Consider the following 15,430-nt stretch of genomic DNA (forward strand, 5'->3'; position numbering starts at 1 on the left):
CCGCCTATGACCGCCTCTCTTGGACTTATGACTTGGAATAAAACTAGCAGTTGGCGTAATGTCCGTCCTGTAATTGACTATGATAAATGTATCAACTGCTTTATCTGCTGGAAATTCTGCCCAGAACCTGCTATTCGTATTATTGATGAAAAGCCTGTAATTGATTATGATTATTGCAAGGGTTGTATGATGTGTGCGGAAGAATGTCCAAAAGATGCAATTAATATGGAAGTGGAGGGAAAATGAAAAAGACAATGTTAGGAAATTATGCCGCGTCATGGGGCGCTCAGCTTTCAAGAGTTCAGGTAATTTCTGCTTATCCAATTACTCCCCAGACTTTAATTGTAGAAAAATTATCAGAGATTGTTGCAGATGGTAAACTTGATGCTAAATTTATTAAGGTAGAATCAGAGCACTCAGCAATGTCTGGTTGTATTGGTGCTTCTGCAACTGGTGTTAGAGCTTATACTGCTACAAGTGCGCAAGGTCTGGCTTTGATGCACGAGATGTTGCATTGGGCGGCACTGGCTCGTCTACCAATTGTAATGACAAATGTCAACCGTGCTATGGCTCCCGGCTGGTCTATCTGGGCTGACCAAAATGACAGTTTATCACAACGAGATACAGGTTGGATGCAAATTTATGCTTCAAGCTCTCAAGACATTTTGGATTCAACAATTTTAGCTTATAAAGTTAGCGAGAAATTGCTTTTACCAACATTTATCACTTTTGATGCCTTTTTTCTTTCGCATACTTTAGAAGTTGTTGATATGCCTCCTATTGAAGATATTGATAAATTTCTCCCTCCATACAATCCAGAATATAAACTTGATGTAAATGACCCACGCTCTTTTGGTGCACTTACAAGTGAGGAACACTATTATGAATTTAGATATAAGATGCAAAAAGCTATGGAAGATGCTATACCTGTTATTAAAGAAGCTGGTAGGGGATATGAAAAACTTACTGGTCGTTATTATGATTTGATTCATCCATACAGATGTGAAGATGCAGATTTGGTTTTAGTAACCTCTGGAACAATTGCTGAAACCACTAATGTTGCAGTTGATGAACTAAGAAAAGAGGGTAAAAAAGTTGGCAATCTTAAAATCCGAATAATTCGTCCCTATCCCAAAGAAGATGTTCTTAGAATTATACAAAAGTGTAAGAAAATTGCTGTAATTGACCGTAATATCTCTTGCGGATATCATGGAATTTTCGCTCAGGAATTAAAATCTGCTCTTTATAATGAGAAAGAGATTCCTGTCTGGGGATACATTATTGGTCTTGGTGGTAGAGATGTAAAAATTGAGGATATAAAAGATATTGCAGATGAGACTCTTAAAAACGATACACCGAAAGATCTAATTTGGAAAGGAGTTAAATTATGAGATTAACAATTCCAGAACAGGAAATAATGCAACCGGGTCATCTTGCATGTCAGGGTTGTGGCGGTTCTTTGGCGATGCGATATGCCCTAAAGGTTTTTGGTAAGGATGCGATTTTGACACTTCCAGCTTGCTGCTGGTCTGTTATCGATGGACCATTCCCTTATACTGCTGTTGGGGTTCCGCTTTTTCATACTGCATTTGAAACAGCTGCTATTATGGCATCTGGCATAAAAGCAGGTTTGGATATTCAAGGTAAAACATCAACTAATGTAATTGCGTGGGCTGGCGATGGTGGTACTTTTGATATCGGAATGGCAGCCCTATCTGGTTCTGCTGAAAGAAATGATGATATCCTCTATATTTGCTATGATAATGAGGCATATATGAATACTGGAATTCAGCGAAGTTCTGCAACTCCACATGGTGCCTGGACCACAACCACACCTGTTAAACATTACAAGAGAGGGCGTAAGAAAAATATTGTTGAAATAATGGTAGCTCATAGAGTGCCCTATACCGCCACTGCTTCTGTAGGTTATCCTGAGGATTTTATAAAGAAGCTAAAAAAAGCTAAAGAAACAAGAGGATTTAAGTTTTTACATGTTCTTGCTCCCTGTCCAACTGGTTGGAAATCAGACCCCAAATATACTGTTAAACTTGCAAAATTAGCAGTGCAGACAAATGTATTTCCTATTTATGAAGTAGAAGATGGAATAAGATATAGACAAACAATTAGGGTTAAAGAAAGAAAGCCTATAACCGAATATTTTAAATATCAAGGTAGATTCAAACATCTTAAAGAGGAAGAAGTTGAGTTTATTCAGAAAAGAGTTGACGAGGACTACGAAATATTATTAAGAAAACTTTCTTAGTTTCAATTGATTAAATATATTTTGTTGAATAAAAAATAAAAAAAATGTAAAAGTTCTTGACAAGGAAAATTTAAAATTTATATAGTGTGATTCCTCATAATTCCCTCCTTTACTCTACTAAAGGGAGCCGCCTCCCCGGCGGCTCTTTCTTTTATATACCTATATATCTGGAATAAAGACTTCCTTATTAGAAAGTATAGTTTTGATTCTTAAATCGTTTCCATCAGAAGAGAAAATAATCGCACCATCTTCATCTGTGCGGAAAAATCTTACATTATGACTTTGTAATCTGCCCAATGCTTTTGTGCTGGGCAATCCATAACGATTATATTTACCAACAGAAATTGCTCCAAAATCTGGAGAAGTTAATTCTAAAAATTTATCTGTAGAAGAAGTGTTGCTTCCATGATGGCAAACCTTCAATACATCAATATCTAAGCCTTTCTCATACTTCGCACAAAGCCAGAATTCAACTTCTTTTTCAGCATCACCAGTAAGAAGGAATGAAAAATTTTTATACTCGCATTTCAGGATTATAGAATAATTGTTGATGTTTTTACTTGAAAATCCAGAATATGGGAAAAGCAATTTAATCCTCATCCTGGGAAACTCATCAAAGACAAGCAGTGTGTCCGCATAAATAATTTCAATATTCTTATCTTTTATCTTTTGACATAGATTATGGTAAAGTAAAGAATTATATTCACACTTTGGCATCAAAACCGATTTGACTTTTATCTTATCTAACAGATAGCCTGCTCCGCCTATATGGTCTGCATGTGGATGAGTGAGAACCAGTAAATCAAGCTCTCTTACCTGTTTACTTTGCAAAAATGGGAAAACTACTTTTTCGCCAAAATCAATCTTGTTTGTCTTATTTCCTGTGTCTATTAAGATGCTTTTTCTGGAGGGTGTCTGCAGAAAGATTGCATCTCCAGTGCGAACATCAAGAACCGTTAGTTCAATTTTAGGCGAGTATAAAAGTGCGGGCAGGAAAACTATACCTAAAACAAGAAAGGCTGAACCTATGATATAGCTAACTTTTCTGAAGATTCTGTCTTTCTCTTTCCATATTAGAATCAAACAGATTAAGATTGAAAAGATACCAAAAACCTGCCACTTTTCAAAATTCAAAAAATCAAAGAGCAAAATTTTCCGGCTGCTGACTAAATGTGAAATTGCAAAAAGAATGTTAAGCAAAAATTTGTTTGCCGCTACATAATAAATATTTATACCGACAATTGGAAAGAATATAGTTAGAATTGACAAAGGCAGGATGAAAGAAATAAGTGGAATCGCTACGACATTTGCCAATATTCCCCCCAAAGCAATCTTATGAAAATAATATACTGTAAGTGGAGCGAGCAGTAATTGAACCACGAAGCTAATCGCCATAAGATTCAAAAGCCAGTAAGGTAGTGCCCATCTTCCCTTCAGTCTATATAAAATCTTGGCAAAGATAGGATAGACAACCAAAATAGCAAATACCGAAAGAAATGAAAACTGAAATCCAACACTGAAAATCTGCTGGGGATTAATCAACAAGATTATAAAGCCAGCAGCGAATAAAATGTTTACACTATCTCCTTTCCGCTGTATAATTTTTCCAATTAAAATCAGACTGATCATAATCACAGCGCGCTGAACAGAAGGGGCTGAATGCGAAAGCAAAACATAATAGAAAAGTACCAGGGTGGTAAAAATTCTCGCTAAGTTTCGTTTCCGAATTATTACTTGCAAAAGTGTAAGAATGATTAAAGCAATTACTCCTGTGTGGAGTCCACTAACAGCCAAAATATGACTCAAGCCGGAATTTGCAAAATCTTCTTTGATATTTTTGTCTAAAGCCTGTTTTTCGCCTAAAAGGATTGCTTTGAGAAATCCTGCCTCTTTTTGTGGAAATAGATTTTCAATACGGTTTCGTAACCATTTCCTTGGTTTGATTATTAGAACAGAATAGAGATTTTGCTGACCACTCTTTATTTTTATAGATTTAGCCCTATTAGAAAATCCTTCTCTAACAGGGTAAAAATAAAGAAAAGCAGTAGCATAAATACTCTTGCTTTTTAAATATTCTTTGTAATTGAAACTGTAAGGATTATTATTAGGACATGGTTCTTGCAGTTTGCCATAGAAGAAAATATGGTCACCATAGTTAGCGTTCAATTGTCCAATAACTGTAGCGGAAATCTTGCCAGAAACAGAGATTTGCTCAATTTTTTGGAGAGATAATATAAGTCTTGTTTTACTTGCAGAAGGAATTGGTTCACCTCGTTGTCCCCGATCTAATCGGGGACTACGGGGTTCATCAATGATACGAGCTGATATATGTAATTTCTGTTCACCTAATTCATTAGTTATTTGTGAAATATGGTTTTTGGGACGAAGTGTTGAAAAAGAGAAGCGGAATGCACCAAAAGAAAGAACGAGTAAAAATAGTAAAAAAATTGGCTTAAATCTAAAAATTATAAGGGTTAAAAAACAACAAAGAAAAAAGATGAAATATATCCAAAAAGATAGGTATAAAATATGACAAATTACTATGCCAAGAGCAAAGAATGTTGTAATCAGAATGAAAGGTTTATTTGAGATTTTCTCTGTCATTATGTTTAGTAAACTGGTGAATTTGTGAACTTGTAAACTTGTGAACTGGTATATTTGTTGGTTTCCAATTTACCAGTTAACGCTCGGATTAGACAGCTTTTACTAAATTATGATAATCATTCGATTGCATATTCAGTTAAGATTTTTTCATCTTTTGTATCCAGATATCCAATAAAATTTCCTTCTTCGTCATAAGCTTCAGAATTCTTGAATTCAATTATGCGTTTTACTAAACCTTTTTCTGAAATATAATCAAACATAACTATATCTTCGTCCCAATTAGGTTCCGAACCAAATGGATTATTTAGCCATTGAATTCGCCAGCAATTAAATTTACCAGCTGGAACTTCAATTTCTTCCCACTCTAATATTTTCTTATCTATTCTCCAAGGTTTACCATCACAAGTTTCAGTTCTATAAATCCATTGCTTTTCTTCTTCTAATGGATAATCTAAAGATTTCACTGGATCAAAAATGATACTGTCTTCTTTAGAATACTCGTTACCATAATATCCTTTTTCTATCCAAGTAATAATTTCTCTTACATTATTGAATTTTTTATTTTTGAATATAAGATATGCATATTTTTGACTAACTTTTGGGGTCATCATTAGTGGATGTATATAACCGTAACTAAATAAACAATTATCTTTATTATTGTAATATTCATTTCCTGTAAAAATGTTACCATCCTCATTTAATATTGATGCGAAATTAAAGGCTTTTAGAGTATCAAAAATAACTTCATTATCAATAATTTCTACTAATCCAGATGAGTAATATATCGTGTCAGATAAACCATTCTGAGCTGCTAAAGAGTCAAAATCTAATGTAAAGATATTTTCATATTGCCAATTGTTTCCGATGGATAATGGATAAATAAATTCCACATTTGGCTTATTGTTATTATCTTCACATCCAATAATACAAATAACACTTAAAATAATTATTTGTAATACCCATACTAAATTTTTCCTTCTCATTAAAGTCTCCTAATTTTTTATTTTTTTTCGTCACCTTTTATTAAAGGATTAATTTTGTCTAACTAATTTACAAATTTACCAGTTAACCCTGATGGAATAGCTTTGCATTCCAAAGGGTAAATAAATTTACTAATTTACCCCATTAGATAATTTATTAAAAAAATTTATATCGTTTTTTTAATATCAACCAATTGGCGGATAATATAATATCTATATAAAAACATAATTATCTAACGGGGTGAACAAGTTTACTAATTCACTGATTTACTAAAAATCTCTTTTTTTACTTTTTTATCAATAGCCAAAATTGTTTTTAAGTCTGGATTTGAGATATTTTCTGACTTAGATATACAATTATCTACAATTTTATAAATATCAATAAATTTAATTTTCTCATTTAAAAACAGCGAAACTGCAGCTTCGTTGGCAGCATTAAAGACAGTTGGCATAATCCCACCAGTTTCTCCAACCCAATAAGCAATTTTTATTAAAGGGAATTTTTGGTAGTCAACTTTTTGAAAAGTCAGATTTGGTAAAGTTGCGATGTCAGTAAATTTCGCTGATTCGGAAATTCTTTCTGGATATGAAAGGGCAAATTGGATTGGAATTTTCATATCTGGATAGCTGAGTTGAGCCAGAATGGAACCATCTATAAATTCTACCATAGAATGAATAATTGATTGCGGATGGATAACAATATCAATCTGTCTATATTTCAAACCAAAGAGGTGATGAGCTTCAATAACCTCCAAACCTTTATTAGCCATTGTTGCGGAGTCAACTGTAATTTTGTTTCCCATTTTCCATGTAGGATGCTGAAGGGTATCTTTAATTGTAATTTTATCAAAATTTTTCAACTCCCAATTATTGAATGGACCTCCTGATGCTGTAAGGATTATTTTTCTTACCCGGGATGACAGAGAATTTCCAAGCAAACACTGCATAATTGCACTGTGCTCACTATCTACCGGAATTAAGTTGCAATTATTTTCTTGAACAATTTTCATTATGATATCGCCAGCCATTACCAATGATTCTTTATTTGCCAGTGCAATAGTATGTTTGCATTGCAATCCAGCGATTGTGTATTTTAAACCTGCAGAACCAGCTATTGCATTTAATAAAATATCATAGTTTAGACTGTCCAGGGTTTTTAATAATTCATTTTCCCCAAAATAGATCCTTTTATCTGTGTTTATTTTTGACTTTACGCCTTCATTTGTAATTATTAAATTTGGAATTTTTAATTGTTCTGCATATGTTAATAAATTTTTGTAGTCATTATGAGCAGTTGCCAACACAATCTGAAACCTGTCTGAATGCCTTTTGACAACTTCTATGGTTGACCTGCCGATTGAGCCGGTTGCTCCTAAAAGTGCGATTTTCTTTCGTGACATTTTCTTATTTTATAAAACTAAAGTAGAAATACAAAAACGGGGCGCTTATCATAAGACTGTCAAATCTATCTAAGATTCCACCATGTCCAGGTAGTAGTTTAGAGGTGTCTTTTACTTGAAAATCTCTTTTTAAATTAGACTCCATTAAGTCACCAAGTTGACCTATAATACCCACAATAATTCCACAGGCAAGAATATCATTCCAATCTGTAAGCAAATTAAATTTCCAGATAGCTCTGACAACCAAGTTAAGCAAATATGTAAAAATAAAGGCAGAGACTATACCAGTGATAAATCCCTCAGCAGATTTTTCTCTACTTGCTTTAAAAATATTGCGATGTCTGCCAAACTTCGCACCAACAAAATAGGCAGCTGTATCAGTTATCCAGACTAAAACCATTAGAAATATTAAGAGTATATTTCCATACTTTACAGTACTAATAAGGAACAAAAATTCTAAAAGCAAAGGGATATACAACAATGCAAAGATAGTGTATGAAACTCTTTCTGTTGATTGTTTAATATTATTTGAGAAGACATCATAAGCAATGATTAAAATGAAGATTAAAATATACACAAATATGATATTATTCAATCCAATAAAAAAGATATACCAGTTTATAAAAAGTGATGCGGCTATAATAATAGGGAAATTTAGTTGAATTTTTTTCTTTTGTTTAACAAGCGCACAAAATTCTCTTACACCCAGAATAGAAATTATACTGATAAGGATTTGAAGGTAAATGCCTCCGAACCAGGCGCATATTAATAAGACAGGTCCAAAACAAAAGGCACATAAAGTTCTTAAAGCAACAGGTCTCATATTTTATTGTATACAGCTCATAGTGGTTATTTAATACCACCAAATTTACGAGTTCTTTTCTGGAAATCTAAAATAGCATGCAAAAATTCTTCTGGAGTGAAATCTGGCCAAAGTGTTCTTGTAAACCACAATTCAGAATATGCAGCCTGCCAGATAAGAAAGTTACTAATTCGGAGTTCACCACTGGTGCGAATAACCATATCCGGGTCTGGAAATTTCTTGGTATAAAGATAATTAGCGAATTCCTTAATAGTGACTTCATGAACTTGTTTTTGCAGGATTTTATTTACAGTCTCTATAATCTCAATTCTGCCACCATAGTTAACGGCTAATATTAAGTTCAAGCCAGTATTGTCTTTAGTTTTTTGATAGGCTTTGTTGATTTTTTTAACGAATCTTTGGCTTAATCCCTCCTGGGAGCCTATGAAATGCACTATTACATTATTTTTTGCAAGATTGTTAATTTCCTTCATCAATGTTCTTTCAATAAGATTAAGCACAGCTTTAGTTTCATTCTTGGGACGAGTCCAATTTTCCGTGGAAAATGCATAGAGAGTAAGATATTTAATTCCGAGATGCCCTGATGTTTCAACAATTTTTCGCACAGCTTTTACACCAGCTTGATGTCCTTTAATACGCGAGAGACCTCTTTGCTTTGCCCACCTACCATTACCATCCATTATGATAGCAATATGTTTGGGAATAGCACCCTTCCTGACTTCAATGATTAGCTCTTCTTTGGTTTTCATAGGAACTTGTTGAGTTTATCAGAAGTATAATAATTTTGTCAATAAAAAAGTCTTTGCAAAAGGGATGCGAAAATGAACCCCATAGGTAGTTGATGATCTTTTCGTAGTCGCTGTTCTGCTGATTCTAATTTATCGGAAAGTTTCACCAAATTTTTGGGGGGATTTGTTCCTTTCAGCATTCTATTTCCTATTCTAAGAACATAATGAACAAATCCTCCGAAGGCAAACTGAATTGTAATCTCCCGGGATTAGTAAATTCTATCCTATCATCAAAAATAGCTACGAAAATGTTGACACCTTTTATTGAATAAAAGGATATAAATGATATTTTCCAACTTCTGATATTGAATTTCAATTTTTTCATCCCAGGTAGAAATAAAAATGGCTTCAATTATTTGAAGCCATTCATTATATTAAAGGTTAAAGTCTTCAATTAGATAAATTCCAATTATTTTGTAACGGTAACTGTTCTACAATTGATAGTTACATAACTAGTAAAACAGCTAATTAAGCCATCAACTAAAGTTGTTTCAGTCTTAATTTCATAATCAGTAGTCTCACCTGCCATAGAATTAGTATCTACTTCATTGATAGGGATTAATCCCCATAAAGCATACCATTGACGTGCAGTCTCAATGCCTTTCCCTTGTGGCCCACTTCCAATTTTATGAACATGTGCCATACAACCAACAAGAATTGTCAGGAAAAGAATGATAATAACAACAGAAGTAATTTTTTTAATCATATTTCTTTGCACTCCTCTCTGTTAATTTTTTAATTTTTCTATTGAACCAATTGAAGACTCAATAGCCTTTAAATTCTTTTCATAAACAGATAATGGAATTATATAATCCAATAAAAAAGGAGTTGTTGATGGAGAGCTTATAAGCAATTTCAAAATGACTAAACCATTTTCAGTAATAATAAATTGATTTATAAAGAAGCCCTTTAATCGAAAAATTCCTTCTTTAAAATCTCCATTTGAATATTTTTTTTTCAATGCTTTTTTATATCTATTTGCTATTTCATCTAAATTCTGAGTATCATTTGCTCCTAGTTGAGAAAGAAAGCAAAATGCATTATCGTTAGTATCAACAAAAACTTGAGAGGGGGTCAATTGAAAATCATCAGAACTGTCTGGTGTCGCTTCTTTTTGAATACTTTCAATTTGGGCTAAAATTTTAGCTGAAACTGGTTTCCAATGAAGTGGTGGGCAAAAAGAAATACCTATAGTTGACTCTGTATATGGCTCTTCTATTAATGTCCTGTCTACATTGAATTGTAATTCGTCAATTGGGGATCTATTGTTTTTTGGGGAGCAACAAAATAGAGGCAAAAAGGCCAAAAGCACTATGAAAAATAGTTTTAAATACTTGAATTCATTCCGCAAATATGTAAATAATTGTAAAAATATGGGTTTTAACATTTCTTTTTTATACTTAAAAATTTGGTAATAGATAACATATCTCCATAGATTTTCCTCAACTAATTTAAAAACACAGTTTAGTATTAAATTTTGGTTCTTTTTGAAATTAAAACTACATTTCTGTCAACTATTTTTTATTTTTTCATATCAAGCGTAACTTCATATTTTACAAAAGATTTATTTTCAGTTTCATTTCAGAAAAATTTTTAGATGAATCAGTAATATTTTTTCTCTATTGGAATGCATAATAGTATAATCTGCCAAGTTGTCACGATATAATCAGTGATTTCATAGGAATATTAAATAGAATACAGAGTTTATTATCCACTTGCTATATGGCGTTACAATTTTTGCTATTTATTTTTCTTCTTCAACTTCTCCCACCACTCAATTCTCTTCTTTATTTCTCGTTCAGAACCGATTTCTTGTGGATGGAAGATCTTCATTCCCTTCATTTTATCAGGAAAATACTTTTGATATTTGTAATGACTTTTATAATTATGTGAGTATTTATAATCTTTGCCATAATTAAGTTCCTTCATCAACTTTGTAGGAGCATTTCTAATATGCAAAGGAACCGGGAGATGACCGCTATTTTTTGCTATTTTTGCTGCTTTATTATAGGCGATATATACGGAGTTACTTTTTGGTGCGGAAGTAAGATAGATAACTGCTTGCGCAAGTGCATTACTAGCTTCCGGCATACCGACGAAATGAACTGCCTCTTTTGCAGCGATTGCTATCTCTAAAGCCTGATTGTCTGCAAGACCTATATCTTCGGATGCAAAACGAATGAGACGACGAGCGATGTAAAGTGGGTCTTCACCGCTCTCAAGCATTCTTGCCAGCCAGTATAAAGCTGCATCAACATCAGAACCACGCATACTTTTATGCAGAGCGGAAATAAGATTGTAATGTTCCTCTCCTTTTTTATCGTAAAACATACTGTTTTTCTTGAGCAATTCTTTTACCTTTGTCGTTGTAAGTCTTTTGCTTTCCTTGCCAAATGCCTTGATAATCAGTTCTATTGCATTAAGAGCAACTCTAGCATCTCCGCCAGCAAATTGGCTTAGATATCTTAAAATATCCTCATCAAACATTTTTCTATACTTCATTATATCGGCATTTGGATGGTCAAAGCTTCTGGACACGATTTTATAGATGTTGTTTTCAGTTAATTTTTCCAAGACGATTACCTTACAGCGGGATAGTAAAGGTGGTATGACCTCAAAAGATGGATTTTCTGTAGTAGCGCCAATCAGAATTATTATGCCTTTTTCCACAAAAGGTAGAAATGCATCTTGCTGAGCTTTGTTAAAGCGGTGGATTTCGTCAATAAAAAGAATGGTTTTTTTGCGTTTGTTAACAAGATTGTATTCTGCCTCACGCATTGCATTCCGAACCTCAGCAATTCCAGACAATACAGCGCTATAAGAGAGGAATTTAGCATTCGTTTTCTTTGCAATAATCTTTGCTAAAGTAGTTTTACCACTTCCGGGTGGTCCCCAGAAGACTAAAGAGGTGAGTTGGTCATTCTCTATAATTTTTCGCAGGAGAGAATCCTTTCTTAATATTTCCTTCTGGCCAACAAATTCGGTTAGAGATTGGGGTCGCACCCGATAGGCTAAAGGGGTGTCTTTATAGTCTATTTTTACAATTTTTGCAAATAAATCTTCTTTCATTTTATTTGTTAGGGGTTACAAATATTTCGCTTCTAACGGAGCTGTTTACGGAATCTGCTTACCGGGATGCCTGCTTGATTACGATATTTTGTTACTGCACGAAGAGAAATTGAAATTCCCTTTTGCGTCAATAAATGAACTATTTTTTGGTCACTAAGCGGAGAGAATTTATCTTCACTTTCAATAATTTTGACAATTTCCTTTTTGATGATTTGTGATGAAACATCACCAACATTACTTGTAAAGAACCATTTTAATGAGTAAACACCCAGAGGTGTATCAATATATTTATTCTTTACAACACGACAGACCGTAGATACATCTAAATTAATTTTATCTGAAATATTTTCGTATCTCATTGGTGTTAATTTTTTTAAACCATCTTTAAAGAATTTAGGCTGTTGCCGTACCATTTCAGCAACAATTTTATATAAAGTCTCCCTTCGCATCCATACTGCTTTAACATAATTTTCTGCAGATGTAATCTTGGACCTTATGTATTTTATAGTATTCTTTTTATCATAACATTTAGAAAGCATCTGTCTAATATATTTTTCATTAATAGCAATTTCTGGGATAAAAGAATCATTTATAATAATTTCTAATCTTTCATCAATCTTTTTTACAGTGATGTCCGGGAGAATATAAGATAGATTTTTTGAAGCAATTCTCCTGCCAGGTTTTGGATCCAGATGGCTGATAGTCTCTTTTAAAGCAAGTAATTCCTTTATAGATATGTTATATTTCTTTGTTAATTTATCATACTTATGTTGTTGCGTTAAATTTAGGTCATTTTTGATAATAGAAAGCAAATCCTTATTTTCAAGTTGGTCCTCATCTAACTGTACAAGGAGGCATTCAGAAAGAGTTCTTGCTCCGATACCTCTTGGATAGATTTGCATTATCATAGAGTGTATTTCTTCAGCACGGGAAATAGGCATTGAAACTGTATCAGTGAGGTCTTCAAGGGAGGAATCAAGATAGCCATTTTGGTCTAAACTATTTATTATTGCATCTGCAAACTGGTGTTCATTTTTATTTAAAGGTAATTCTCTAACATTGTTATGAAACTGTTCCCAGACATTTTCCTGTTCTCTTTCATAATCTTCAAATCTATCATAATCTGGAATGGATTTATCTTTTCGTTCAATATCAAATTGAGTGTTTCTGACATCGCTCAAATCATTTATAATTTTACTTATCTCTTTAATTTTTTCAGACAAATCGTAATCTTCAATATCTTCATCTTGTGAGCTTTCATCTTTTTCTTCAACTTCTTCATCTGAGATAAGTTGTTCCTCAAGAGATTCAGAACTTAGGTCTTGGAGGAAGGGATTACATCGGAGTTCTTCCTTTAGAGCAATTTCTAATTCCTGCATTGGTTTTTGAAGCAATTCCGCAGTGATAATCATCTGTGGTGAGAGTTTTAACTTTTGCTCAAGCTTTTGCTTATGTCCTACTCCAATATTTAACTTTGCCATAATTATTAAATTTAATTTTTAAAGAAATTTATGTCAATAATTGTTAGAAAAATCATGCATACCCCCAAAAATTTTCATAGGCATGGCAACATCGTTTGTAGAGAGTAGGTTGGATACTTTTTGTACTTGAGTTTATGATATTTTTTCATAAACTAAATGCAATACGAGACAACAAGTGAGATTCTGTAATAAACAAATTTTGATAACTCTTTTTACAGAGTCGTCACGGACCATTCCGTGACGAACACCCCAATTGCTCTTTTCAACAGAATTTGATTTCTGCCATCGTCAGGGAGTGGTCCCTGACGGCTCCTTTTAAGCCTGGACTTCACTACCAGCTTGCTGGTGTGGAGTTCAGAGCGATATTAAAAGTCTTCATACTGGACTTCATCCGCCAGCTGGCGGATGAAGTCCAGTATGAGGGAAAATGCCTTTTAAATCATAACCTTTACCCCACTCGCATTTACTTACATTTTTTATCATAGAAGGCGACAATAGATATTGTCGCCTTCTGGGTAATTTACAAATATGTCGTTCTGCAATATTCGGTCTACTTCTTATAGAATTACTCCTTTTTCTGTTGAGATGCATTCAGCACTTTACGGACTTTTCGCTTCAGGACTTCGGGTGTCATTGGTTTCTGAATAAATGTTGTTTCTGGCTTCAAAATGCCGCGGGCAATAACATCTTTGCCTGTATAGCCGGACATAAAGAGCACCTTCATTTCCGGTCGCAAGGGTTTCAACTGTTTGACCAACTCCCGACCACTCATTTTGGGCATTACTACATCTGTTATTATCAAATGGATTGGTTCCTTATACTGCTTGCAGATTGAGATTGCCTCACTGCCTAAACCAGCGGTCAAGACCGTGTATCCACTCGTCTCTAACACCTCGCAAATCAAATCACAAATGACCTGTTCGTCATCCACAACTAGAATAGTCTCTGACGCCTGTGGCAGTTCTACAGGAGCCTTGCCTGGTTTATGTGATTCTATGGTCTCCTCTATCCGGGGTAGGTATATCTTAAAAGTTGTTCCCTTTCCAGGCTCGCTGTATACCCAGATGCTGCCACCACATTGCTTAACGATACCATAGACAGTAGAAAGGCCCAAGCCCGTTCCTTTGCCTACTTCCTTGGTTGTAAAAAAGGGCTCAAAGATACGAGATTGTGTTTCCACATCCATTCCACATCCAGTATCGCTTACAGTCAGCATTACATAGTGACCTGCCTGGACTTCTGCATGGTGGCGGGCATAATCCTCATCTAAATCAACATTAGCGGTCTCTATGGAAATCTTGCCACCCTCGGGCATTGCATCACGGGAGTTAACTACTAAATTCACAATAATTTGACTGACTTGGCCTGTATCCCCCTTTATCTGTCCTAATGTCGGACTTAATGTAGTGGTAAGCTCTATATCTTCGCCAATCAAACGATGGAGCATCTTTTCCATATCAGTTACTATAGTATTGAGGTCCAATACCTTAAGTTTAAGTACTTTCTTACGGCTAAATGTTAGGAGTTGGCCTGTGAGTGCACTAGCCCTTTCCGCAGCCTTCTTAATTTCCTTAGGGTATTTACTCAAAGGGTCAAGCTCGTCAAGTTTATTCAACAGGAGCTCACTATATCCTGTGATAGCTGTTAACAGGTTGTTGAAGTCGTGTGCCATCCCACCTGCCAGCCTCCCAATAGCTTCCATTTTCTGAGATTGGCGAAGTTGGTCTTCGCTTTTAAGTAAAGCCTCCTGTGCCTGCCTTCGTGTAGTAATATCCCTACCAATACCATGAATACCAATTATTTTGCCATTATCCCTTATTGGTCTTAGCTTCAGCCAGCATATCCTTTTCTTATCATTCTTTGTTATAACTGCAGCTTCATACTCAACAGGTTCTCCAGAGACAGCCTTTTGATAATGCTCAACTGATTTCTTTCTATCTTCTTGAGCAATAAGATATAGTGACTGTTTATTGATTAATTCTTTTTTTGTATATCCCAGTAATTTTTCAAAAAGGTGGTTTA

13 protein-coding genes are annotated in these 15,430 nt (G+C 34.3%); 3 read left to right on the forward strand and 10 right to left on the reverse strand.

The window, feature by feature from the left end:
* Nucleotides 1-6 precede the first annotated feature (6 nt).
* From U9R23_02575 to U9R23_02585, 3 genes are read left to right on the forward strand one after another with little or no spacing between them, the layout of a single operon-like run.
* Nucleotides 7-246 carry a 4Fe-4S binding protein gene (locus U9R23_02575; GenBank protein MEA3475320.1) on the forward strand — a complete coding sequence of 80 codons (240 nt, stop codon included), beginning with the start codon at nt 7-9 and terminating at the stop codon, nt 244-246.
* Nucleotides 243-1,391 carry a transketolase C-terminal domain-containing protein gene (locus U9R23_02580; GenBank protein MEA3475321.1) on the forward strand — a complete coding sequence of 383 codons (1,149 nt, stop codon included), beginning with the start codon at nt 243-245 and terminating at the stop codon, nt 1,389-1,391. Before U9R23_02575 ends, U9R23_02580 begins: the two co-directional genes overlap by 4 nt.
* On the forward strand, nt 1,388-2,263 hold the full coding sequence (locus tag U9R23_02585; protein MEA3475322.1) for a 3-methyl-2-oxobutanoate dehydrogenase subunit beta: 876 nt from the start codon (nt 1,388-1,390) through the stop codon (nt 2,261-2,263). The genes U9R23_02580 and U9R23_02585 overlap by 4 nt, the downstream gene beginning before the upstream one ends.
* A gap of 159 nt (nt 2,264-2,422) precedes the next feature.
* Here U9R23_02585 and U9R23_02590 read toward each other — a convergent pair whose 3' ends face one another.
* The 10 genes from U9R23_02590 to U9R23_02635 form a co-directional block, all read right to left on the reverse strand.
* Entirely contained in the window at nt 2,423-4,867 is a 2,445-nt protein-coding gene (locus U9R23_02590; protein MEA3475323.1) for a DNA internalization-related competence protein ComEC/Rec2, read from the reverse strand.
* Nucleotides 4,868-4,983: 116 nt separating this feature from the next.
* The gene (locus U9R23_02595) at nt 4,984-5,850 is read right to left on the reverse strand and encodes a hypothetical protein (protein ID MEA3475324.1); all 867 of its coding nucleotides are present in this window, start codon (nt 5,848-5,850) and stop codon (nt 4,984-4,986) included.
* 251 nt (nt 5,851-6,101) lie between these two features.
* Complete coding sequence (gene dxr / locus U9R23_02600) at nt 6,102-7,247, reverse strand: 1-deoxy-D-xylulose-5-phosphate reductoisomerase (GenBank protein ID MEA3475325.1); 1,146 nt, start codon at nt 7,245-7,247, stop codon at nt 6,102-6,104.
* Between the two features lie 4 nt (nt 7,248-7,251).
* Entirely contained in the window at nt 7,252-8,070 is an 819-nt protein-coding gene (locus U9R23_02605; GenBank protein ID MEA3475326.1) for a phosphatidate cytidylyltransferase, read from the reverse strand.
* Nucleotides 8,071-8,096: 26 nt separating this feature from the next.
* Nucleotides 8,097-8,819: an isoprenyl transferase gene (locus tag U9R23_02610; protein MEA3475327.1), complete on the reverse strand. Its 723-nt coding sequence runs from the start codon at nt 8,817-8,819 to the stop codon at nt 8,097-8,099.
* Between the two features lie 448 nt (nt 8,820-9,267).
* The gene (locus U9R23_02615; protein MEA3475328.1) at nt 9,268-9,564 is read right to left on the reverse strand and encodes a hypothetical protein; all 297 of its coding nucleotides are present in this window, start codon (nt 9,562-9,564) and stop codon (nt 9,268-9,270) included.
* Between the two features lie 21 nt (nt 9,565-9,585).
* Nucleotides 9,586-10,170 carry a hypothetical protein gene (locus U9R23_02620; protein ID MEA3475329.1) on the reverse strand — a complete coding sequence of 195 codons (585 nt, stop codon included), beginning with the start codon at nt 10,168-10,170 and terminating at the stop codon, nt 9,586-9,588.
* 428 nt (nt 10,171-10,598) lie between these two features.
* Complete coding sequence (locus tag U9R23_02625; protein ID MEA3475330.1) at nt 10,599-11,927, reverse strand: replication-associated recombination protein A; 1,329 nt, start codon at nt 11,925-11,927, stop codon at nt 10,599-10,601.
* Between the two features lie 32 nt (nt 11,928-11,959).
* Entirely contained in the window at nt 11,960-13,408 is a 1,449-nt protein-coding gene (gene rpoN, locus U9R23_02630) for an RNA polymerase factor sigma-54 (GenBank protein MEA3475331.1), read from the reverse strand.
* A 565-nt stretch (nt 13,409-13,973) separates the two neighbouring features.
* On the reverse strand, nt 13,974-15,430 hold a 1,457-nt coding region (locus U9R23_02635; GenBank protein ID MEA3475332.1), incomplete at its 5' end, for an ATP-binding protein.

The sequence above is a fragment of the Candidatus Cloacimonadota bacterium genome (assembly GCA_034722995.1).
Classification (GTDB): Bacteria; Cloacimonadota; Cloacimonadia; order JGIOTU-2; family JGIOTU-2; genus JAGMCF01.